Here is a 23,867-nt window from a genome sequence, read left to right on the forward strand (position 1 = left end):
TGGCATATTCAGATAATTTTCTTATTTTTGCAAAGGTAAAATATTAAAAGGAGCAATCATGAATCAGAATATGAAACGTTTGCCTTACGGCATCAATGACTTTGAGGCTGTTATAGAGCAAAATCAATATTATGTGGATAAGACGATGTATTTGCCTTTGTTGGAAAACCAACCTAGCAACATCTTCTTCATTCGTCCACGTCGGTTTGGTAAGAGCATATTCCTGAGTATGCTCCATGCTTATTACGACTGTAGCAAGAAAGAGAAATTTCAAACTCTTTTCGGTGATTTATGGGTAGGTAAGCATCCTACTCCTTTACAGGGGAAGTTTCAGATTCTTCACCTTGATTTCTCGTATGTAGGTGGTAGTATCGACAAGTTGGAGGAAAACTTCAATATGTATCTTCGTGTCAAATTAGATGGCTTCATGCGAGTTTATCAGGAATTTTATCCAGAAGATGTTAAGAAGAAGTTCTTTAAGTCTGATTCTGCTACGGAGAAATTAGCTTTGCTTCAGGATGAGACTGCCACCAAGAACCTTCCTCTCTATCTGATTATCGATGAATATGACAATTTCACCAATACTGTGCTCAATGAGCAGGGTGAGAATGTATATTGGGCAATCACCCATGCCGATGGCTTCTACCGTGATGTCTTCAAGAAGTTCAAGGGTATGTTTGAACGTATTTTCATCACAGGTGTCAGTCCTGTTACCTTGGACGATGTGACGAGTGGGTTCAATATTGGCTGGCATATCTCCACCAAGCCAGAGTTCAATCAGATGTTGGGCTTCTCCATGGAGGAAGTACGCAAGATGTTTGCTTATTACAAGGAAGTGGGAGGTATTCCTGCAGCAAGCGATATCGAGGCGATGATAGACGAGATGAAACCTTGGTATGATAACTATTGTTTTTCTGAGGATGCTCTGCATACTCAGAGTAAGGTGTTCAATAGTGATATGGTCATCTATTATCTCCGAAATTATATAGATAGGGGAGAAGCTCCAAAGCAGATGATAGACCCAAACACAAAGACTGACTACAACAAGATGAAGAAACTTCTTCAGTTGGATAAGTTGGATGGCGACCGCAAAGGTGTTATCCGCACGATAGCCGAGACGGGGCAGATTGTGGCTCCTTTGACAGAAACCTTTTCTGCCTATAGGTTGACCGACCCTCAGATATTTACGAGTCTGCTGTTTTATTATGGTATGTTGACCATCAAGGGAACTCGTGGCGATAAGATGATATTGGGTATTCCAAACAATAATGTCCGTAAGCAGTACTATGGCTATTTGATGGACTTGTATGAGGAAAGGTCATACGTAGATACCAATCAACTTACTGATTATTATTATGATATGGCGTACGAGGGTAAGTGGCGTGAAGGATTACAGTTTATGGCAGATGCCTATTCCAAGGTATCGTCAGTTCGTGACGGCATAGAGTCGGAGCGTAATCTTCAAGGTTTCTTCATGGCATATCTGAATTTGAACAATTACTATTATACTGCACCGGAGCTAGAGTTGAACCATGGCTATTGTGATTTTTTCCTTTTGCCAAATCTTACTCATTATGCTACGAAGCATAGTTATATCCTGGAGCTGAAGGTGTTGTCGAAGAAAGATTACGAGTCAAAGTCAGAGGTTGGCAAACTTTCTAAGGCAGAAGCCCAATGGCAAGAGGCTGAGGAACAAATCAAGCGATATGCCGCAGCTCCAAGGGTCGAGGCGCTGCGCCAGGGTACAACGCTCCATAAAATCATCATGCAGTTTGTAGCTGGCAAGTTGGTGAGGATGGAGGAGGTGGTATGTTGAGAGACATTGAATTATTTTAGTGTTCAAAGAGCACGGAGTTTAATATTCCGTGCTTTTTTTGTGCATCAGGAAAAGTCAAGAGGGTGAATCATAAACTTATGACACACCCTCACTTTACCAAAAGAGCAAGTACGGGTTCGGTAAGTCCAGTTGAAGGGTAGCAACTCAAGTAGTTCAGTAAGACAATTCAAGTATTTCAGTAAGCTAGTTCAGACGTCTCAGTTAGCTAATGCAGACGTCTCGATAAGCTTACAGATACGTCTCCGTTAGCTTACGCAGTAATATCTGTAACCCGATGCAGTAATATCTGTAACCCGACGCAGTAATATCTGTAACCCGACGCAGTAATATCTGTACCCCGATGCAGTAATATCTGTACCCCGATGCAGCCATATCAGTTACCCGATGCAGTAATATCAGTAACCCAGCGCAGCCTTCATATGAACAAATTTTATGTAATCATCTATCATCCATCACGATTTGAATGTATCATACATTTTAATATGTTAATATACAGATACTTGAATAGCGTGATAGATACTTCAAATACGGAAATATCCCTCACGCTATCCCTCACGATTTGGGGTTATCCCTCACGATTTTCTCACTACACTTTATCAGATACTGCATATCATTGTTGAAAAGCTTGCGATGGATGGCATCTGAGAAAGGTTACGGTTTCTAGAAGTGAAACAAACTGATACGTGTGGTTTAACGATTTTAGTTGACCAAGAAATTGATTTTGATATAGGTTACGAGACGAATATTCCTTGGATTGAGGCAATCTGAGGCTTTGTTGCTAGGCAATTCAAAATGATTCGTTTAAAACGATACGAGTCAGTTTAAGTTAATATAGGTGGATAAGATGAAAAATATCGTAAAAAATAACATAAAATAGCTATTGTTGGCAAAAAAATCACTAACTTTGGAATAAAAAATGTGTTAAGCAATGAACATAAGTAAAAATAAATTATCACATATAATATTCATATTTATCACGTTGGTCTCACTGACTATCATGATTTCATGTTCGAGTGAAGAAGAAATTGTTGTTCCAAAGGAAGAAAATGAACAAACAGTCATAATGTTTTTCCCTTGGAGTTCAAATTTGTTACCTTATTTTCAACAAAACATAAAAGATTTTTCTAAAAGTATAGAAGAAAGAGGCTCACAAAATGCACGAGTCATGGTCTGTTTAGCTACAACGCCAAATACTGCGGATCTCATGGAATTAAAGTATGATAATGGAAGTTGTTTCGTTGAGAATATTAGAACTTATGACAATCAAAGATTTACTTCGCAAGAGGGTATTTCTAATATATTGAAGGCTATAAAAGAATATGCGCCTGGAAAGAAATATGGATTAATTATCGGCTGCCATGGAATGGGATGGTTGCCAGTAATTCATACAAAATCCAATGAAACTCAAGAGATATTTCATTATAATGTAAGTAATGGCCCAATGACAAGATATTTCGGTGGATTAACACAGGAATATCAAATAGAAACGTCTGTCTTGGCTCAAGCAATTTTAGAGTCCGGAATTACTATGGAATATATACTATTTGATGATTGCTATATGTCTTCAATCGAGGTTGCATATGATTTAAAAGATGTCACGAAATATTTAATAGCTAGTCCCACTGAAGTAATGGCATATGGATTCCCATATCATGAATGTGGGAAATATCTTATAGGAAATGTTGATTATGAGGGAGTTATTCAAGCATTTTATGAGTTTTATAGTCAATATACATATCCATATGGTACAGCAGCTGTTACGAATTGTCAAGAATTAGAACAATTGGCAAATATTGTGAAAAGAATTAATATCGAAAATCAAAATAATAATATATCAGCAAATAGTATCCAGGTAATGGATGGATATACTCCGACTATTTTCTTTGATTTTGAAGACTATATTAATAAGATTTGTAATGATAGTGTGATTCTTGATGAATTTTCAAATCAATTGAGGAAAACAATATTATTCAAATGTCATACTCCACAATACTATTCTGCTTTTAAAGGAATATTGCCCATTAATCATTATTCTGGTATTACTACTTCTGATCCTAGTAGTAATAGACTTTCAAATCCAAAAATATATACACGATGGTATAATGCCACCCATTAATTTGTATGAATTGGGATTCGATAAAGTCTATATTAAAATTATCAATTCCTCTAATTATATCTCAATTAGGCTTGTTTTTTGTCCAACTGTCAGATATTGTAATGGTTGGACAAATAGGTTCTCGTGACTTGGCTGCAATTTCTTTTGGTGGGAATGTTTATTTTTTTATTTATATATTTGGAATTGGCATCGTAAGTGGTTTAGTCCCAATTATAGGAGAAGTTTATTCGAAATTTCATTTATCTAGGACGTTATTGCACAATGCAATAGTTCTATTTACGATATTGGGATTTATATTTATGGGATTTCAAATATCGTTAATACCTTTTTTGAATACTTAGGCCAACCTAAGGATGTGATAAATATCGCGATACGATACTATATATATATCAATCTCAACGGTTCCATTAATTATATTCTGTATTTTTAGATATTTTTTAGAAGGAATTGGAAATACGAGAGCTGTTATGGTATCTATGTCGAATAATTCAAACAATCTTCTGCAAGATTTGATTGGCAAGGATTCCTCGGCTTGGCTGATGAAGTCATCCTCATGGCTTCTAATGTAAGCATCTATGTCTTCCTCCTTTACAAGGATTGGGCCTTTGATGTTTGTAAAGATGAAAGGGTAGCAGTCGTCATATTTTATATTGAAATGAAAATACCCCAACCCTCTTGAGAAAGTAGGTTGGGGTTATTAGTTATGGTATCCAGCATAAAAGAAAAACGTTAGTTTTCGCTTTTATCAGTAGCTCAGATTTTGAACCATATCCAAAGGTAGCTGGGTCGCTTTAGCAACCTGTTCTGTTGGAAGTCCCATAGCCAGCAAACGTTGAGCAGTTTCTATATTAGCTTCTATTCTACCTTCCCTTTTCGCCGTATCAATAGAGTTCTTGATATCCCGATATGCCATCTTGCTTGCTTCATATTCCCGAATCTCCTGTGGTGTGAATTTGGCAATCTCGGCTTCTTCGAAAAGTCGGTCAAAAACCTTGTCGCACAGCTCCTTTGGGCGTTGGGTAAGCTTATAGAGGTTCTTCAGTGCATATAGCCATTTATCATACAATGTTTCCAGTTCATCCAAAGTCTTGTCGAATTTGGCAATCTCTACATAGATAAACTCCAGCTTATCGTAAAAAATCTTATGGGTAGCGGTATCGCACAACTGTACATGGTGGCGGATTTCCTCCTTGTCGAAGGCGTCCTCGTTCATGTTGAAGTTGAGCAGCGCAACTGTATAGACATGGTTGAGTTTGAAATCCCAATCACTTCCCTTTGGTGCCTGCTCGCGGATAGGGAAAGTAGAGTAGAAGAGGGAACGATCCTTAAAATATGCCTGATAGGCATTTTGCATTTCAACGATGAACTTCTCGCCGTTTTCTCCTTCGCAATACACGTCGAAGATAGCCTTGCGGTCGGTATAAACATCACCGACATGCTCTGGGTTCAGATACGAAACGTCCTTAACAACCTGTCTGCCATTGAACAAGCTGTTGAGGAAGCAAATGAGCAAATCCTTGTTCATTGCTGTTCCAAAAATGCGCTTGAAGCCGAAATCGGTCAGCAAGCTGATGTATCGTTCTTCTACCTGTTTCATACGCTGTTTGTTTTATATCTTATGCAAAGATAAACTTAATATTTGTAACATCCAAACTTTTAGAGCGTTTTTTTTATTTTCTTCTGCCACAGTCTTCGTTCCTATCCTGATTTATTCTGGTTTCCCTGATTTCTTCAGTAAAGGGGCGAGGAACTTGTAGGTATATCCCTTCTGCTGCTTTACCATTTCTTCTGGTGTTCCGGCAAAGAGGAGCTGACCGCCGCCTCGTCCACCTTCCGGACCCATGTCGATGAGCCAGTCGGCGAGTTTGATGACATCGAGATTGTGCTCGATGATGATGACCGTATTGCCACGCTCTACCAGTTTCTGGAGTACATCCATCAGAATGCGGATGTCTTCGAAATGCAGACCGGTTGTCGGTTCATCGAGAATATAGAGCGTCTTGCCCGTATCACGCTTCGAGAGTTCTGTAGCCAGTTTTACGCGCTGACTTTCACCGCCAGAGAGGGTAGTGGAACTCTGTCCTAACCTGATGTATCCGAGACCTACATTCTGTAATGCCTTGATCTTCTGCAGTATCTGAGGAACATTCTCGAAGAAATCTACCGCCTGGTTGATGGTCATGTCGAGAACATCGGCGATGCTCTTTCCCTTGTATCTTACCTCCAGCGTCTCGCGGTTGTAGCGTTTGCCGTGGCATACCTCACAAGGTACGTAGACATCTGGCAGGAAGTTCATTTCGATGGTCTTATATCCGTTACCCTTACATTCTTCGCATCTTCCACCTTTCACGTTAAAGGAGAATCTGCCCGGCTTGTAACCGCGGATCTTTGCTTCGGGAAGTCCTACGAAGAGTGAGCGGATATCGCTGAACACGCCTGTGTAGGTAGCTGGATTGCTGCGAGGCGTTCTGCCAATAGGACTCTGGTCTACATTCACCACCTTGTCGATATTCTCGATACCCTCGATGCTCTCGTATGGCATCGGTTTCTTGAGTGAGCGGTAGAAATGCTGCGAGAGGATAGGCTGGAGAGTCTCGTTGATGAGAGTGGATTTGCCTGAGCCGCTGACACCCGTTACGACAATGAGTTTGCCGAGTGGAAAATCAACATCCACCCCCTTGAGGTTGTTGCCCGTAGCTCCGTGAATGGTGATATGCTTGCCGTTGCCTTCTCTGCGGAGGGCAGGCACCTCAATAGCCATCTTGCCGTTGAGATACTGGGCGGTGATGGTATTGGTCTTGAGCATCTCCTGAGGTGTGCCCTGGAAGACAACTTCACCTCCCTTGCGTCCCGCCTTCGGACCGATATCTACTATCCAGTCGGCAGCCCGCATCATATCTTCATCGTGCTCCACCACAATAACGGTATTGCCCAGGTCGCGAAGTTCCTTCAGACTGTTGAGCAGACGTTCGTTGTCGCGCTGGTGCAGACCGATGCTCGGCTCATCGAGGATATAGAGCACGTTGACCAGCTGGCTACCAATCTGAGTAGCCAGACGGATGCGCTGGCTCTCGCCACCCGATAGAGAAGCTGACTGGCGGTTGAGCGAGAGATAATTGAGTCCCACATCGAGGAGGAAGGTAACGCGTGAGCGCAACTCCTTGATGATTTCGTGAGCCACCTTCGCTTTCATCGAAGGCAGATGCTGTTCCACTTCTTCGAGCCAATCGCGCAGTTCATCGATGTCGAGACTGGCTACTTCGGATATATTCTTATCCCAGATCTTGAAAGAGAGCGATTCTTTTTTGAGTCGCAAGCCATGGCATTCAGGACATTCGATGGTAGAGATAAACTGGTCGGCCCATTTCTTGCCTGCTGCACTCTCGTCATCCTCCATCACCTTCTGCAGGTAGTCGATGATGCCATCGTATGCGCAGAAGTAGTCGGTAGAGGTATGCACCTTTTCCTTCTCGATCTTCACGTTTTCGAGCGAGCCATAGAGGATTTCCTGCATGGCATCGCCCGGAATCTCGCAGATAGGCGTCTTCAGGTTGAGGTCATACTTGCTGAGCAATGATTCTATCTGCCAGAAAATCATCTGGTTTTTGTATTTGCCAAGTGGAGCGATGCCGCCCTCATGGATGCTGAGTTTATCATCGGGAATTACCTTCTTGATATCAATCTGGTTCACCTTTCCCAGACCCTTGCAATGCGGACAGGCACCTTCGGGAGAGTTGAAGGAGAACATGTTAGGAGCAGGATCCTGGTAGGCGATACCTGTTACAGGGTCCATGAGACGCTTGGAGTATGTCTTGGCCTCCTTGGCACCTTTCTCAAGAACCATTACCATGCCGTCGCCCTGTTTCATAGCCGTCGCCACACTCTTGCGGATGCGTTCCTCATCCTCTTCCTTCACCACCAGTTTATCGACCACAGCTTCTATATTGTGGTTCTTGTAGCGGTCGGTTTTCATATTGGGAACGATTTCGAGGATGTTGCCGTCGAGTCGCACGTAGAGATACCCCTTTCTGCGCATGCTTTCGAAGAGTTCGCGGTAATGACCCTTGCGCTGGCGTACGAGGGGAGCGAGCAGGAAGATAGCCTTGCCCTTATAATCGCTGAGAATCATGTCGATGACCTGTTCCTCGGTATATTTCATCATCTCCTCGCCACTCTGATAGCTGTAGGCAGTACCGGCGCGGGCATAGAGCAGACGGAGATAATCGTAAATCTCGGTGGTAGTGCCCACGGTAGAGCGGGGATTCTTGTTGGTGGTTTTCTGTTCTATGCTGATGACCGGACTCAATCCCGTAATCTTATCAACATCCGGGCGTTCCATATTTCCCAGGAAGTTGCGGGCATAGGCAGAGAATGTTTCGATATATCTGCGCTGACCTTCGGCAAAGATGGTGTCGAATGCCAGTGAACTCTTGCCCGAACCCGAGAGTCCGGTAATCACGGTGAGGGAATCACGCGGAATCTCCACATCTATGTTCTTGAGGTTGTGGACCCGTGCGCCCCATACATTTATCTTTTCTTCTGAATTCATATTCCAATTCTGCTAATTGCTGTTTGCCTAATAGTTACTGTTCTGCTCTTCGGTATAACCTCTGAGCAGGTTGACATCACGTTTGATGTTATACGCCACGCCATCTGCCCCCTTCGCCTTGACGAGACAGAAGTAGACACCCTCCTTGACCGGTTTTCCGCGGTAGGTGCCATCCCATCCCGTGGCAGGGTCGGTCCATTCATAGAGTTTCTGTCCCCACCTATTATATATATAGGCGTGGAATTCCTCAATGTTCCGGTAACCATCCTTGGGCTTGTAGATGTCGTTGATGCCATCGCCATTTGGAGAGAAGGCATTCGGCATGAGAAGAGAACTGACCTTGGTCGTCTCTTCTGTGTTGTCCTCCTCGTCGTCGTTGACTTCCTGAGCGTGTAATTGACACGTTAAAAGTGGCAACATGATGCAAAGTAATGCTATTTTTCGTCTCATTTCTAAAATAATTTGTGCAAAGATAATAAAAAGATGAGAGATATTGCGTCAGATGCAAGATTTTTTGTATTTTTGCAGATGAAAACATGAAATATTTGAAGATATCGTTAAAAAAATCTTGAGATATGAGACAAAAAATGAGATATTTCCTGCTGTTCGTTGGGCTTCTGCTCAGTGTCAGCATTGGCGCGCAGACTGTAAAATGGCGCGACATTTACACGGTTAAGAAGAAAGATACCATCTTTGGTATCGCCAATAAATATGGATTGAGCCTTCCTGAACTGATGGATGCCAATCCGGAGATGAAGCGTGAGGGATACATGCTGCAGAAGGGAGCTACGCTCTTTATTCCATACGCCAAGGACCAGAAGAACCCTAATCAGGTGAACGGTCAGAAGTCGGGGAATGGGGCAACGGTTCAGAAAACTGCTACAGCTCCGACCACTTCAAAGGCTGCTGTTGCCAGAAATGCGGTAAAGGTAGGCGTGATGTTACCTTTGCATAATGTTGATGGCGACGGCAAGCGAATGGTGGAGTATTACCGCGGATTGCTGCTGGCTTGCGAAACCCTGAAGCAGCAGGGCACCGATATAGATGTGCGTGCCTGGAACGTTCCTATTGATGCTGATATCCGGAATACACTCTTGCAGGAAGGCGCTAACCAATGCGATATCATCTTTGGTCCACTTTATACCAAGCAGGTGGCTCCGCTGACCAACTTCTGCAAGACCTACGGCATCAAAATGGTGATTCCGTTCTCTATCAGCGGAGATGATGTAGAAAGAAACAAAGAGATTTTCCAGGTTTATCAGAGCGATGATGCGCTGAATGATGCGACCATCAAGGCATTCCTGAGCCGTTTTACCAATGTGCATCCTATCTTTGTAGACTGCAATGATTCTACTTCGAGAAAGGGCAACTTTACGTTCGGTCTGCGCAAGGAACTGGAACGCAGGAAAATCAATTATAGCATCACCAATGTGAATTCAAGTATCGAGCAGTTTGCCAAGGCTTTCATGCCTTCCAAGCAGAATGTGATAATTCTGAATACGGGACGTTCACCACAGTTGACTCAGGTGTTGAACAAACTCGACGAATTTGATGCGAAGTATCCGGGTGCAGCCATCTCTCTCTTCGGCTATACCGAATGGCTGATGTATGCCAAGTATAATCTGGAAAGATTCTATAAGTATGATACTTATATCCCTTCCACCTTCTATTATAACCCGAACTCAGCACAGACCAAGGCGCTTGAGAGCCGTTATGAGCGATGGTTCCATCAGCCTATGATGGTGGCACAGCCAAGATTCGCCATCACCGGTTTCGATCACGGAATGTATCTGATTCAGGGTGTCAAGAGATATGGCAAGAACTTTACAGGTGAGCGCCAGCAGATGACTTACCAGCCTGTGCAGACTCCACTCCGTTTCGAGAAGACCAGTAGGGGAGGATACAAGAACAAGAGTTTCCAGTTGATTCACTATACCTTTAATCATCAGATAGAGGCGGTGAAGTACTAGTTTATAGTTTACAATTTATAGTTTACAATTTATAGTTGATAATGAATAGAAATATTGGGCTGCTGATTCTGATGCTCATCTTCGGAATTCCAGTTTCGGCACAGATAGGAGAACATCGTAGTGATTTCGCCATTGGTTTTAATGGGGGCTATATGATGAGTAGCGTAGGATTCACACCCGAGGTACAGCAGAAGCAGCACGGCGGACTGACGGGCGGTTTCTCGATGAGATATACCTGCGAGAAATATTTCAAGACCATCTGTTCTATCTATGCCGAGGTAAACTATTCGCAGGCAGGATGGGAAGAGGATATCCTGGATATGGAGAATAATCCGGTGATTATCACCGAAACCAAAGAGGCGATGGCTTACAAGCGTACCATCAACTATATTCAGGTGCCAATCTTTGCGCATCTGGCATGGGGTAGGGAGACAAGAGGACTGAATATCTTCGTGAATGCTGGTCCGCAATTTGGACTTTATCTGAGTGATTCGCAGAAGACCAACTTCTCGGTAGAGCACATGCCGGCAACCGACAATAACCGTGTAAGTCCGGTGGTGGCTCAGGATACGATGGCAGTCAAGAACAAGCTCGATTATGGTATCGCCCTGGGTCTGGGTGCTGAATACAGTATTCCGAAGGTGGGGCATTTCCTTGCCGAAGCCCGATACTACTATGGTCTGGGAAATATCTACGGTGCTTCTAAGCGTGATTATTTTGGAAAGAGTAACTACGGACAGATTGTTCTGAAACTCTCTTATCTCTTTGATATCACCAGAACGAAGAACGTGAAACGGAAATAGATGATAATTAATAATTGATAATTAATAATGATAACGGGTTTATCATTTATGTTTTAAAGAAAATGAGTACAACAGAAAAAATGCAGATGAAATTGAGCGACTCTAAGTCAGCTCGCTGGACCGCCCTCCTCATCGTGAGTGTCACGATGATGTTCGGTTACTTTTTTACAGATGTGATGTCTCCACTGGAGCCTCTCTTGACAGCAGCCAAGGGAGCAGAGAATGGTCTCGGACTCGGATGGAATTCGGATGAGTACGGCTTCTTCTCTGGAGCTTACGGATACTTCAATGTGTTCCTCCTGCTCCTCTTCTTCGGTGGTCTTATCCTCGATAAGTTTGGCATCCGTTTCACTGGTATCCTTTCTACCGTCCTGATGTTTGGTGGAGCCTTGTTGAAGTGGTATGCTGTAGGTCATGAGTTTGACGGAATGGTTGCTGTACCATTCTTCGGTACTTATAGTACGCAGGTAGTGATAGCTGCTCTTGGCTTTGCCATCTATGGTGTAGGATGCGAGATATGCGGTATCACAGTGAGCAAGGTTATCGTGAAGTGGTTTACGGGCCATGAGTTAGCTCTGGCAATGGGTGTACAGGTTGCTACGGCTCGTTTGGGAACTGCTGCAGCCCTGAGTGCTTCTCTTCCTTTTGCCAAGGCAATGGGTGGAGTTTCTGCTTCTATTGCTTTGGGCGCTGTATTGCTTTGCGCTGGTGTACTGGTTTATCTGGTTTATTGCGTGATGGACAAGAAGGAGGATGCTTCTGTGGCAGCTGTGGCTACTGAGCCGGAAGAAGGTTTCAAGTTCTCTGACTTGGGAGGTCTTTTCAAGACAATAGGTTTCTGGTATGTGGCTGTACTTTGTCTGATGTTCTATGCAGGCGTATTCCCATTCCTTAAGTTTGCTACCAAGCTGATGATTTTCAAGTATGGTGTGGATGCTAATATGGCAGGTCTGATTCCTGCAATGTTGCCTTTCGGTACCATCTTCCTCACACCGCTCTTCGGTAGTATATACGATAAGTATGGCAAGGGTGCCACGCTGATGATTATCGGCAGTTGCCTCCTGACCTTTGTGCACGTCATGTTTGCCCTGCCAATCAACTCTTGGGTGCTTGCCATCGTGCTGATGCTCATCCTGGGCATCGCATTTGGACTGGTACCATCAGCCATGTGGCCATCTGTGCCAAAGATTATTCCAATGAAACTCTTAGGAACTGCATACGCTCTTATCTTCTACATCCAGAACATCGGACTGGCTCTCATTCCGGTATGGATTGGTAAGGTAAACCAGGCGAATACCGCAGCCGACGGCACCATCGACTATACCCAGACGATGACTATCTTTGCCGGTTTCGGAGTAGTAGCCATCCTCATCGCTTTCCTCCTCTTGTTTGAAGATAAGAGAAAGGGATATGGTTTGCAGAAGCCTAATGTGAAATAAGTGAAGAGCGAAGAACAAAGAGCAAATTGAGTGAAGAGTAACAAACGAAGAGTGTAGAATCCGTTTGCTCTTTGTTCTTCTAAATCTTTGAAAGTATAATTTTTAAAAGAAAGGAAATAACCATGAATGCGACACCTGAATCATTGATTAAGGACTATGCTGACCCGATAGAGCAGCAGGAGATTGACAAGTTTGTATGTTCTGAGATGGGCAGACAGATACACCGGTATATCAAGGGTATGTCGGGTACCAAGCAAGCTATGTTGAAATTTGAGGAAAGGCTAGCCAGCCTCTCTGTACCAGAGAAGGAGAAGGCGATAGCCAAGTATATTGATCTGAACAGAAAAGCATTGGATGGTCTTGACTTGAAGATGATTCTGGTCCGTTCGGTAGCCAATTATTGTGACACCTTCCAGTATATGCTGGATTTTGTCAACGATAAGCGCAAGATGGTTTTCTATTACCAGCGCATCAAGGCGAAATACATTCAATATCATGAAGTATTTGAGCAGGATGGAAAGTTCGGTATGAAAGATCATCAAGGCAACATCTTACTCTCGCCAACTTATGATTTCTTGCGCACCTGCTACATTTATAATGATGACTTGAGCATCATGCCGGTAATAGCTGAGAAGAATGGCAAGATGGGACTGGTAATGCCGGATGGTAACGATACGGTAGTGGCGGATTTCCTTTACGACGAAATTTGCTTGCGTGATGAATATCCTTACTTCGAAGCATCCCGTGAAGGTATCAGTGGCTTTATTGATAAGTTTGGAAACTTTGTTAATGGTTAATAGTTAACAGTTTATAGTTAATAGAGAAAGGGCAATCAGATTGGGATGAACCAACTGATTGCCCCTTTTTACTTTCGTTGCTATGAGCAACTTGGTTTTATCTATTTTTCTCTCGTCTTCAAAACCTAGTGAAGAAAAGCAAAAGAATTCTTCACTCTTCACTATTCGTTCTTCACTTACTTTATCCCAAGTACTTCATCAAGATTTTGATCTTACCGCTATCACGGAGCTTGATGATACTCTTTTCGCGAATCTGGCGAACACGCTCACGGGTAAGATTGAACTCGCTGCCGATTTCCTCCAAACCCTTCTCGTGGCAACCGATACCATAGCAGTAGCACAGAATCTTGCGCTCACGGTCTTTCAATACAGAATTGAGAACGCGGTCAAGCTCGCTCGCCATAGACTCGAAGTCTACACCCTTGTCGGTACGGCTGTCATCACCCGAAGCCATCACGTCGACCATCGCATTGTCATCATCGTCGCTACCGAATGGAGCATCGATACTCATGTGGTGATTATCTGCCTTGATAGTCTGGTCGATTTTGCTTTCTTCCATCTTTGTGATTTGAGCGAGCTCAGCAACAGAAGGTTTGCGCTGGTTCTCCTGCTCAAACTTACTGATTTCTGCACTAATCTTACTCAATGCACCTACCTGGTTCAAAGGCAGGCGAACGATACGGCTCTGCTCGGCAATAGCCTGCAGGATGCTCTGACGAATCCACCATACGGCGTATGAGATAAACTTAAAGCCGCGGGTCTCGTCAAACTTTTCAGCAGCCTTTACCAAACCGATATTACCCTCGTCGATGAGGTCGGTAAGAGAAAGGCCTTGGTGCTGATATTGCTTAGCAACAGATACAACGAAACGAAGGTTTGCTTTTACCAATTTCTCCTTGGCACGTTCTCCCTCACGACCGCCTTTGCGAATCTTCTGGGCAAGTTCGATTTCTTCATCGATAGAGACCATAGGCTCTCTACCAATCTCCACCAAGTACTTGTCGAGTGCTTCACTGGAACGGTTGGTTATACTCTTACTAATCTTAAGTTGTCTCATAAATATCCTTTTACCTTTCTATTTAGAATTTTTTGAAGTATTTTTGTGTATCCCGAAACCTCCTCATGGTTTCGGGATGCAAAGGTACGAAAAAAAATGCAATTACGTTGTAATATAAACGGATTTTTTTAATCTGATTTGTCTGTTTTTTAGAATTTTAGCCGGTTCCTAGTAGAAAAATGCTATGTGAAGTGCGCTTTTTGGTGCAATAAGTTTGAAATATGGAATAATTTATGTATCTTTGCACAAAAATTGCGAGAAAAGAATAACTAAATAATAAAATAACAACAAAACAAAAAATTATGTTTGAGAATCAACCAAAAGGTCTGTGGGCCTTAGCTTTGGCAAACACGGGTGAGCGTTTCGGCTATTACACCATGCTTGCTGTGTTCTTGCTTTATTTGCAGGCCAATTTCGGTTTTGAAACTGGATTGGCAAGTACTATTTATTCTACATTCCTGATGATGGTTTATTTCCTTCCTATCATCGGTGGTATCGCAGCCGACAAGTTTGGCTTTGGACGTATGGTTACCACAGGTATCTTCATCATGTTCATTGGCTATCTTGTTCTCTCGCTTCCTCTTGGCAAGGACACCGTTGCCATTGCTGCCATGGGCATTTCACTTATCCTCATCGCTTTGGGTACTGGCTTGTTCAAAGGTAATCTGCAGGTGATGGTAGGCCGTCTCTACGACGAGCCACAGTATGCCAGCAACCGTGATTCCGGTTTCTCGCTCTTCTATATGGCTATCAACATCGGTGCTATGTTTGCTCCTACTGCTGCCATCAAGATTATGAAGTGGGCGCAGGAGAGCCTGAGCGTGTCGGTGGAAGATTCATACCACTTCGCATTCGCCGTGGCATGTGCTTCGCTTATTGTTAGTATCGCTATCTACTATGCCTTCAGCTTTACATACAAGCATGTTCTTGCTTCTGAGACCAAGAGTAAGGATGATAAGACTTCTGCCAAGGAGACAAACGAACTTTCTAAGGCTGAGACCAAGGAGCGCATCATCTGCCTCTGTCTCGTATTCGCTGTGGTTATCTTCTTCTGGATGGCTTTCCATCAGAACGGTAATACATTGACACTCTTTGCCCGCGATTATACACAGAAGACTTCAGAGGGTCTGCAGTCAATGGCATTCGACGTTACCAACCTCGTAGCCTGCATCTTCGTGGTCTACGGTTGTTTCGGTCTGGCACAGAGCAAGACTGGCAAGGGTAAGGGCATCTCTCTTGGCGTCATCGTTGCTGCCATCGCTTTCCTCTTCTACAAGTACAGCAACCTTGAAGGTGCCGTAGATGTTGAGGCTCCTATCTTCCAGCAGTTCAACCCATGCTATGTAGTGGCATTGACACCAGTGAGCGTTGCTTTGTTCTCATGGCTCCACAAGATTGGCAAGGAGCCTACATCGCCAGAGAAGATAGGTTTGGGTATGCTCGTTGCTGCTCTCGGTTTTGTATGGATGGCTGTAGGTTCTATGGGTTTGGAGCTTCCTTTGACACAGGGCGATCCTGCTACAGAGGGTACACGTGTAAGTGCTAACCTCCTCATCTCTACATACCTCATCCTTACATTCGCAGAGCTTCTGCTTTCTCCAATTGGTATTTCATTTGTATCGAAGGTAGCTCCTCCAAAGTATGCTGGTTTGATGATGGGTCTCTGGTTCGGTGCAACAGCCATCGGTAACCAGTTGGTTATGATTCCTGGCATCATGTGGGGTCAGAACTTCAACCTCATTGCCATCTGGGGTGTTCTCGCAGGTATCTGTCTGGTTTCAGCTCTCTTCATCTTCTCTATCATCAAGAAGTTGAATCGCGTAAGCTAAATCTTAGAATTATAATATATAAAAAAGGCTTGCTTCATTTTTCGAAGCAAGCCTTTTTTATCATATTTCCAGAAAAAAACATCTTTTTCTTTGCTAGTTTGAAAAGAAAGTTGTATTTTTGCAATGTTTTAAATATAAAAGCGTATGACAGCTCGGGAAGATAGAGAAAAGTTAAGGTCTAGCCGCGAGAACTTAAGTAAATTCTTCTATGATTTGGCTAAGGCTACTTTCACAGCTATGGTTGTGGGAGATGTAGTAACTATGTTTTTAAAGGAAGATGTAACAACTATTAGTGTTTGGCTCTTTGTTACTGGTTTAGTTACTACAAGTTTGTTGTCTACGATTGGGTACAGAATTTCTAAATTGTAAAGATATGGAAGCATTAATTATGACATTGGCTGGTACTGGAGTAGTAGCTTTGGTATTAAATATTTGGTTAAGTACCAAATCAGGTAAAAAATGGCTTAAAAGTCTTTAAGGAAAAAACGAGGTATCAGGCGTAACCTGTTACCTCGTTTTTTTCGTTTTTAATATATTATTTCTTCAACCACTTGTCTAACCATCCGAAGAAGGTGCGCTGCCAGAGCACGCCGTTCTGTGGCTTCAATACCCAGTGGTTCTCATCAGGATAGATGAGGAGCTCGGCTGGGATGCCACGCATGCGGGCTGCATTGAAGGCGCCCATGCCCTGGTTGGCATTGATACGGTAATCCTTTTCGCCGTGGATGCAGAGGATTGGAGTATCCCACTTGTCTACAAACTTATGAGGACTGTTCTCGTAAGTCTTCTTGGCGTTGGCACTCTGGTCCTTGTTCCAGTAAGCATCCTCGTATTCCCAGTTAGAGAACCAAGCCTCCTCTGTATCGGTGTACATGCTCTCCAGGTTGAAAGCACCATCGTGAGAGAGGAATGCCTTGAAACGCTTGTTGTGATGACCGGCGAGATAGTATACTGAGAAACCACCGAAGCTGGCACCTACACAACCCAAACGATCCTTGTCTACGTAAGGAAGATTGTTTGCAGCATCATCAATAGCTGAAAGATAATCGTTCATGCACTGGCCTGTCCAGTCGCCAGAAATCTCTTCGTTCCATGCGCTTCCGAAGCCAGGGAGACCGCGGCGGTTAGGCAATACGACTACATAACCGTTGGCTGCCATGATCTGGATGTTCCAGCGGTAGCTCCAGAACTGGCTTACCGGACTCTGAGGACCACCCTCGCAGAAGAGAAGGGTAGGGTACTTCTTGTTGGCATCGAAATTAGATGGCAACATAATCCATACCAGCATCTGCTTGCCGTCGGTAGTCTTTACCCAACGCTGCTCACACTTACCCAGATTCAACTGGTTCAGAATATGGTCGTTCTCGCGAGTAATCTGCTCTACCTTGGTAGTCTTGGCATCCTTGCCTGGAGTTACGATGTAGATATCAGTAGGATGACTCATGCTAGCCTTGGTAGCGAGAAGCTTGTTGCCGTTGTTGGCAAGCGAGATGCTTCCGTAGTCAGCCCACTCGTTGGTAATCTGCTTTACTTCGCCCTTGAAGTTAGCCTGATAGAGGTTCAGGGTTCCGTGCCATACACCGATGAAGCTGAGGCTTTTATTGTCCTTGTTCCATACGAAGCCCTCTACGCTAGAGTCGAACTTCTCTGATACATAGTTCTTCTTGCCGGTAGCGAGTTCGTAAACACAGAGGCGGTTGCGGTCGCTCTCGTAGCCATCGCGAGCCATGCTCTGCCAAGCGATGTACTTGCCGTCAGCAGAGAACTGAGGGTTCACGTCGTAACCCGGATTGTTCTTCAGATTCTCAGGAGCGTTGACAGCCTGGTTCTTCATGCTCTTGGTAGCATCAATCTTAGGCTCTACATAGCCAGCCTCTTTGCAGAGGTTCTTTGTCTCGCGCGTACCTATATTATATAGGTAGATATCAGAGTCGGTAGAGATGGCATACTGAACGCCCTCCTTCTTACGGCAGGTGTAGGCGATTGTCTTGGAATCCGGACTCCATGCCAGCTGCTCGATGCCACCGAATGGAGCCATAGGGCACTCGAATGGTTCATCCTTCAGGATGTCTTCGCCGGTATTGATGGTACCGTCTTCAGCCACATCAGCCACGAAAGGATGGAGAAGGCTCTCTACGTAGTGGTCCCAGTGGCGATAGTTCATATCAGTTACGAGACGGCCGGTAGCCAATGGAAGATCAGAAGGATTCTCCTTGATGGTTCCGTGGTAAGGGAGTTCCTTGATGAGGATTACCTTCTTGCCGTCAGGAGAGAAGCGGAAACCCTGGATGCCCAACTTGTCGTTGGTGAGCTGCTTTCTGCCTGTACCGTCAGGGTTCATGCTCCAGAGCTGTCCGTCGCGGATGTAGGCAATCTTCTGTCCGCCCTGAATCCATGCCGCATCGGTCTCGCTCTTGGCATCCGTGGTCAATGCCTTCTGGTTCTTGCCGTTGGCATCCATGATGAAGAGCATCTGATGACCCTTGTTTTCCTTTACACTGTAGTAACCTACCTGGTACACCACCTGCTTGCCGTTAGGCGAAGCTTCGGCGCCACCGATACGTCCCATTGCCCAGAGAGCCTCAGGAGTCATCAGGTGGTTTTCTACCTTGATGTCATTTTTCTGAATCATAGTCTGTGCATCAGCTGCTGTGCCCATCGTGAGAGCCGCAGCAGCTAAAATCATAGCTTTAATCATGTTTCTATTTTTACTGTTATAATGTTGCTTTGTTGTTATGTATCCTATTTGTCTTAAATCTGATCCAAAGCCTGCTTGATATCATCGAGGATGTCTTCTACATCTTCGATACCTACAGAGAGGCGAATCAGATCTGGCGCAACACCTGCTTCCTTCAGCTGCTCTTCGCTGAGCTGGCGATGGGTGTGACTGGCTGGATGGAGCACACAGGTGCGGGCATCGGCTACATGGGTTACGATGTTGATCATGTCGAGAGAATCCATAAACTTGATGGCTGTCTCGCGATCTCCCTTCAATCCGAAGGCAATAACACCGCAGGTGCCGTTTGGCATATACTTCTGGGCAAGCGCATGATACTCATCGCCCTCCAGACCGCTATAATGAACCCAAGCCACGCGTTCATCGTTCTGCAGGAACTCTGCCACCTTCTGTGCATTGGCACAATGCTGGCGCATACGGAGGTGGAGACTCTGAAGACCGAGGTTGAGGATGAACGAATTCATTGGGGCAGGGATGCTGCCGAGATCGCGCATCAGCTGAGCTACGAGTTTGGTGGTGTAACCCATATTGCCGAAAGCCTTCACATAGGTCAGACCATGGTAGCTGTCATCCGGTGTGCAGAGACCTGGGAACTTATCAGCATGAGCCATCCAGTCGAAGTTGCCGCTGTCTACTACAACGCCACCTACCTGTGAAGCGGTACCATCCATATACTTGGTCGTACTGTGGGTAACGATGTCGGCACCCCATTCGAATGGGCGGCAGTTGATAGGCGTAGCGAAGGTGTTGTCAACGATGAGAGGCACCCCATTCTTGTGAGCAATGCGTGCAAACTTCTCGATGTCGAGTACTGCGCAGCCCGGGTTGCTGATGGTTTCGCCGAAAACAACCTTGGTGTTAGGGCGGAAAGCCTTCTGGATTTCTTCTTCGCTATCGTTCGGATTCACGAAAGTACACTCAATGCCGAGTTTCTTCAGGGTTACGCCGAAGAGATTGAAGGTACCACCATAAATCTCATTAGATGTAACGATATGGTCGCCAGCTTCGCAGATGTTGAACACAGCATAGAAGTTGGCAGCCTGACCGCTGCTGGTTAATACGGCTCCCACGCCACCTTCGAGTTCGGCAATCTTCTTAGCCACAACATCGTTGGTAGGGTTCTGGAGACGGGTATAGAAGTAGCCTTCCTTCTTCAGGTCGAAGAGCATAGCCATCTCCTCAGAGTTGTCATACTTGAAAGTAGTGCTTTGATAAATTGGCACTTCAATCGGTTCGCCGTTCTTTGGCTCATAGCCTCCCTGCACGCAGATAGAGGCGGTACGTAAATTCTTTTTCATTTGTCGGTTATGTTTTCTTTTAAACTTCATGTTTTTGCGATATGACATGTTATGCTGCCCATTGCAAGATGCAAAGATACGGCAAATCCTTGAGAATTAAGAATAATTTGCGTAAAACATTGTTCTATAGCCAGTTTTTTTTGTACTTTTGCAGTCAAATTTGCAAAATAATAGCGATATAGTTTTATTTAAAGTAGTATGAAGATAGGTTTTGATAACGAGAAGTATCTGAAGATTCAGTCAGAACACATCAAGGAGAGAATCTCACAGTTTGACGGAAAGCTTTACCTCGAATTGGGCGGTAAACTTTTTGACGATCATCATGCCAGCAGAGTTTTGCCGGGTTTCCAGCCTGACAGCAAACTGCGCATGTTCCAGAAAATCAGCGATAGCATCGAGATTGTTATCGTGATTAGTGCAGCCGATATTGAGAAGAACAAGAAGCGTGCCGACTTGGGCATTACATACGATGAGGACGTGTTGCGCCTTCGTGGTGAGTTCCAAAACCGTGGTTTCATGGTGGGTTCTGTTGTCATCACTCATTATAATGGCCAGCCTGCCGCCATCGCCTTCAAACAGCGTCTGGAGCGTGAGGGCATCAAGACTTACTGCCATTATCTCATCGAGGGCTATCCTCACAACGTGAGTCTGATTGCCTCTGACGAGGGCTTCGGTCAGAACGATTATGTTGAAACAGAGCGTCCGCTGGTTATTGTTACTGCACCGGGTCCTGGCAGCGGTAAGATGGCGGTTTGCCTGAGTCAGCTTTATAATGAGAACAAGCGTGGTGTGCGTGCCGGTTATGCCAAGTTTGAGACATTCCCTGTGTGGAATCTCCCATTGAAGCATCCTGTGAACATCGCATACGAGGCTGCTACTGCCGATCTGAACGATGTGAACATGATAGACCCGTTCCATCTGGAGGCTTACAACAAGATAGCCATCAACTATAACCGTGATGTAGAGATTTATCCTGTGCTCAATGCGCTGTTCGAGGGTATCTATGGTAGCAATCCATACAAGTCGCCTACGGATATGGGTGTGAACATGGTTGGTTTCTGTATCTCTGATGATGAGGCTTGCTGCGAGGCATCCAAGAATGAGATTGTCCGCCGTTACTATGCGGCTACCAACAAGATGGCGGCTGGTGCTTGCAATGAAGATGAGATCAATAAGATTCAGATGCTCTTCAATCAGGCTAAGATTACTACTGATTACCGCAAGGTGACGGTAGCTGCCAAGAATCATAAGAAGGAGACGGGTCATACCTCTTCTGCCATTGAGTTGGAGGATGGTACCATTATCTGCGGTCATAGCAGCGAGTTGCTGGGCTGTAGTGCCGCCTTGCTCCTGAATGTTACCAAGCAGTTGGCAGGCATCGACCATGAATTGAAGCTGATTCCTCAGTCGATGATTGAGCCTATCCAGCATACCAAGGTGAATTATCTCGGTGGTCACAATCCTCGTCTTCATACGGATGAGGTTTTGGTAGCTCTTTCTGTTCTTTCAGAGAATGATGAGAACTGCAGGAAGGCATTGGAGCAGTTGCCTAAGCTTCGCGGCTGTCAGGCTCATTGCACCGTGATGCTGAGTGATGTAGACCAGAAAATCTTCAAGAAGCTCGGTGTGGATATCACCTGCGAGCCGGTATTGAAGAAGTAAATTTGGGTTGGATACTATTGAAGAAGCAAATTTGCTTTAAACAATATACCCCCGAAAAGTTATAGTTAATCTCGTAGATTGATTAATTATACCTTTTCGGGGTGTTTGTTTTTGTTTTATCCGAAGATATTATCTTAATGCCATAACTCTGCTGAGGATCAGTTTTTTGTATTCCTTCTTCATGCTGTCTGGCAGGAAGGAGGCTTCTATCAGGTCGAGCCATTTCACGATGGATCGGCGGAACTTTTTGGCGATGTTGTTGATTACCTTGTCGCTGAGGCCCGAGGCGGTCATTACCTTGACGAAATCAGATTTCTGAATCTTTCTCTTTCTTCCGTTGAGCGTCAGGGCGAGTTCCTCGGTATCTTCTGGCATAACTATCTTCGTGCAGAGGAGGTCGTAGGCTGGAGTTAAGCCATAACCCAACTTGCGGTTGTTGTAGAGCGAGAAGTTCTTGAGGTGCATGTCAGCGTTGCCCGTAATCCATGAGAAGATGACCACTTCCCAATAGTTCACGAGGTCGAGCTGCGAGAAGGCGGAATACTTCTTGATGAGTCTGGCTACCTGCTCGTAGGAACCTTTATATTTGTATTCGGTAAGGCGCTCTGACAGCTGACACATATCTTCCATCGGTACCTTTTGTCCATCATCCAGTCGGTCTATTCTCCGGGTGATATAACAGAGTTCACCATCGGCAAAGCGAATCAGTCCGTGGGGAACCACAGCTATCTTGGCGGCTTCGGCGAGATGCATCGTGAGGTCTTCTATTTCCGGTAGACAGCGGTAGCGGTCGGTTTGTGGCTTGAGGATATATTTTCCCCAAAGACCTACGATGGTGAAGCGGGATGGTTCGTTCTTTCCGCCCGGATTTACATCGAGCGAGAGCTTCGCCTGCACACCGGTGAGGGTGGTCTGGGCACGCACTACCTGTTTTGCCAGGTCGCCAATTTCCTTTCTAACGTAGGGTAGGACAGGGGCTTCCTTGGTGCCGAAGAGCTTGCGTGCGCAGGCGGGATGGTAATCTACCTGACCAGGCTTGAGCGGTTTATAACAATATAGACATTTCTCCATATCTTATTCTCCTTTCTGTTTATGGGATGAACCATTCGTTTCTTCTGCTGGAGATTCGTTTGTAGGAATCACGCTTACTGCTCCGATGCAATCCTTGCAGCAGGCAAGGAGGAGCGACATTCTGTCGCGCTGGTTGATTTTCCAACTGCTTTCTGCGATGTTCAGCAGCCATCCTTCGGGGATTAATCCATCGAAGAATGGGAACAGTACGGTATCGTGGTAGGGCTCATCGGATAAGGGAAGTGTCAGACTTACGGCTTCCGCACCATCCGATGCCAGATAATCTGAATCATAGGCGAAGGTAAAGCCTGTCTCGTCTTCCGTCAGCAGACCTACGTATTTGTCGTAGAGATATATTTTTCCTTGTTTCATGATATTTTATTTTTATTCTTTTGTGATAGGAACGGGGCCTATTTCCTGACCGAACAGGAGGAGGACCTGATTTACTTTATCGAGTCGCAATGTTTCCTTTCCCTGTTCCAGTTCTCTTACGAATCTGAGTCCTACGCCCGATTTCGCTGCCAGATCTACTTGCGTCAATCCGAATTGCTTGCGCATTTCCTTGACGTATGATGATAATGTATTGCTCATATTCTTGTTGTTTTATACCCTATCGGGTAATATTATGTATGGGATAATATTATATTATACCCTTTCGGGGGCAAATATACGAATAAAAAATGAAAATATCCCCGAAAAGGT

17 protein-coding genes and 1 pseudogene are annotated in these 23,867 nt (G+C 44.7%); 9 read left to right on the forward strand and 9 right to left on the reverse strand.

Going from position 1 to position 23,867, the window contains the following annotated elements; genetic code table 11:
* Window positions 1-58 precede the first annotated feature (58 nt).
* The 3 genes from FO447_RS01695 (at window position 59) to FO447_RS16230 (ending at window position 4,294) form a co-directional block, all read left to right on the forward strand.
* Window positions 59-1,816, forward strand: a complete 1,758-nt coding sequence (locus FO447_RS01695) for an ATP-binding protein (RefSeq protein WP_200757378.1) — start codon at window positions 59-61, stop codon at window positions 1,814-1,816.
* A gap of 949 nt (window positions 1,817-2,765) precedes the next feature.
* Entirely contained in the window at window positions 2,766-3,953 is a 1,188-nt protein-coding gene (locus FO447_RS01700; protein ID WP_200757380.1) for a clostripain-related cysteine peptidase, read from the forward strand.
* A gap of 5 nt (window positions 3,954-3,958) precedes the next feature.
* Window positions 3,959-4,294: an MATE family efflux transporter gene (locus FO447_RS16230; protein WP_200757382.1), complete on the forward strand. Its 336-nt coding sequence runs from the start codon at window positions 3,959-3,961 to the stop codon at window positions 4,292-4,294.
* Window positions 4,295-4,698: 404 nt separating this feature from the next.
* Here the strand turns inward: FO447_RS16230 and FO447_RS01715 are convergent, their stop codons facing one another.
* The 3 genes and pseudogenes from FO447_RS01715 to FO447_RS01725 all read right to left on the reverse strand — a co-directional run.
* Window positions 4,699-5,550 (reverse strand): Rpn family recombination-promoting nuclease/putative transposase, encoded by an 852-nt coding sequence (locus FO447_RS01715; protein WP_118079759.1) that lies wholly within the window; start codon window positions 5,548-5,550, stop codon window positions 4,699-4,701.
* A gap of 111 nt (window positions 5,551-5,661) precedes the next feature.
* Window positions 5,662-8,502, reverse strand: a complete 2,841-nt coding sequence (gene uvrA, locus FO447_RS01720) for an excinuclease ABC subunit UvrA (protein WP_200757384.1) — start codon at window positions 8,500-8,502, stop codon at window positions 5,662-5,664.
* Window positions 8,503-8,529: 27 nt separating this feature from the next.
* A pseudogene (locus FO447_RS01725) lies at window positions 8,530-8,838 on the reverse strand (gliding motility-associated C-terminal domain-containing protein); the annotation flags it as partial.
* A gap of 239 nt (window positions 8,839-9,077) precedes the next feature.
* Between FO447_RS01725 and FO447_RS01730 the strand changes: the two are divergent.
* The 4 genes from FO447_RS01730 (at window position 9,078) to FO447_RS01745 (ending at window position 13,511) form a co-directional block, all read left to right on the forward strand.
* Window positions 9,078-10,472 (forward strand): LysM peptidoglycan-binding domain-containing protein, encoded by a 1,395-nt coding sequence (locus tag FO447_RS01730; RefSeq protein ID WP_200757386.1) that lies wholly within the window; start codon window positions 9,078-9,080, stop codon window positions 10,470-10,472.
* Window positions 10,473-10,513: 41 nt separating this feature from the next.
* On the forward strand, window positions 10,514-11,275 hold the full coding sequence (locus FO447_RS01735; protein ID WP_117727060.1) for a porin family protein: 762 nt from the start codon (window positions 10,514-10,516) through the stop codon (window positions 11,273-11,275).
* Window positions 11,276-11,337: 62 nt separating this feature from the next.
* Entirely contained in the window at window positions 11,338-12,714 is a 1,377-nt protein-coding gene (locus FO447_RS01740) for an MFS transporter (protein WP_200757388.1), read from the forward strand.
* Window positions 12,715-12,836: 122 nt separating this feature from the next.
* Window positions 12,837-13,511 carry a hypothetical protein gene (locus tag FO447_RS01745; protein ID WP_117692637.1) on the forward strand — a complete coding sequence of 225 codons (675 nt, stop codon included), beginning with the start codon at window positions 12,837-12,839 and terminating at the stop codon, window positions 13,509-13,511.
* 181 nt (window positions 13,512-13,692) lie between these two features.
* Here the strand turns inward: FO447_RS01745 and FO447_RS01750 are convergent, their stop codons facing one another.
* Window positions 13,693-14,568 (reverse strand): sigma-70 family RNA polymerase sigma factor, encoded by an 876-nt coding sequence (locus FO447_RS01750; protein ID WP_006847025.1) that lies wholly within the window; start codon window positions 14,566-14,568, stop codon window positions 13,693-13,695.
* A 302-nt stretch (window positions 14,569-14,870) separates the two neighbouring features.
* Here FO447_RS01750 and FO447_RS01755 point away from each other — a divergent pair, with 302 nt between their 5' ends.
* Window positions 14,871-16,397, forward strand: a complete 1,527-nt coding sequence (locus FO447_RS01755; RefSeq protein WP_117692635.1) for a peptide MFS transporter — start codon at window positions 14,871-14,873, stop codon at window positions 16,395-16,397.
* Between the two features lie 535 nt (window positions 16,398-16,932).
* On the opposite strand, the gene FO447_RS01760 is transcribed toward FO447_RS01755, so the two are convergent.
* Together FO447_RS01760 and FO447_RS01765 are read right to left on the reverse strand one after the other, a co-directional pair.
* Entirely contained in the window at window positions 16,933-19,095 is a 2,163-nt protein-coding gene (locus FO447_RS01760) for a S9 family peptidase (RefSeq protein WP_200757390.1), read from the reverse strand.
* Window positions 19,096-19,148: 53 nt separating this feature from the next.
* Entirely contained in the window at window positions 19,149-20,432 is a 1,284-nt protein-coding gene (locus tag FO447_RS01765; protein WP_200757392.1) for an O-acetylhomoserine aminocarboxypropyltransferase/cysteine synthase family protein, read from the reverse strand.
* 198 nt (window positions 20,433-20,630) lie between these two features.
* On the opposite strand from FO447_RS01765, the gene FO447_RS01770 reads away from it, so the two are divergent.
* Window positions 20,631-22,094 (forward strand): DUF1846 domain-containing protein, encoded by a 1,464-nt coding sequence (locus FO447_RS01770; RefSeq protein ID WP_118139612.1) that lies wholly within the window; start codon window positions 20,631-20,633, stop codon window positions 22,092-22,094.
* Window positions 22,095-22,223: 129 nt separating this feature from the next.
* On the opposite strand, the gene FO447_RS01775 is transcribed toward FO447_RS01770, so the two are convergent.
* Genes FO447_RS01775 through FO447_RS01785 form a run of 3 tightly spaced genes read right to left on the reverse strand, consistent with a single transcriptional unit; the run spans window position 22,224 to window position 23,756 of the window.
* Window positions 22,224-23,165 (reverse strand): HipA domain-containing protein, encoded by a 942-nt coding sequence (locus FO447_RS01775; protein ID WP_200757394.1) that lies wholly within the window; start codon window positions 23,163-23,165, stop codon window positions 22,224-22,226.
* Window positions 23,166-23,168: 3 nt separating this feature from the next.
* Window positions 23,169-23,537: a HipA N-terminal domain-containing protein gene (locus FO447_RS01780; protein ID WP_200757396.1), complete on the reverse strand. Its 369-nt coding sequence runs from the start codon at window positions 23,535-23,537 to the stop codon at window positions 23,169-23,171.
* A 12-nt stretch (window positions 23,538-23,549) separates the two neighbouring features.
* Window positions 23,550-23,756 carry a helix-turn-helix transcriptional regulator gene (locus FO447_RS01785; protein ID WP_117692622.1) on the reverse strand — a complete coding sequence of 69 codons (207 nt, stop codon included), beginning with the start codon at window positions 23,754-23,756 and terminating at the stop codon, window positions 23,550-23,552.
* Between the last annotated feature and the right edge of the window lie 111 nt (window positions 23,757-23,867).

Source organism: Segatella copri (assembly GCF_015074785.1).
Classification (GTDB): domain Bacteria; phylum Bacteroidota; class Bacteroidia; order Bacteroidales; family Bacteroidaceae; genus Prevotella.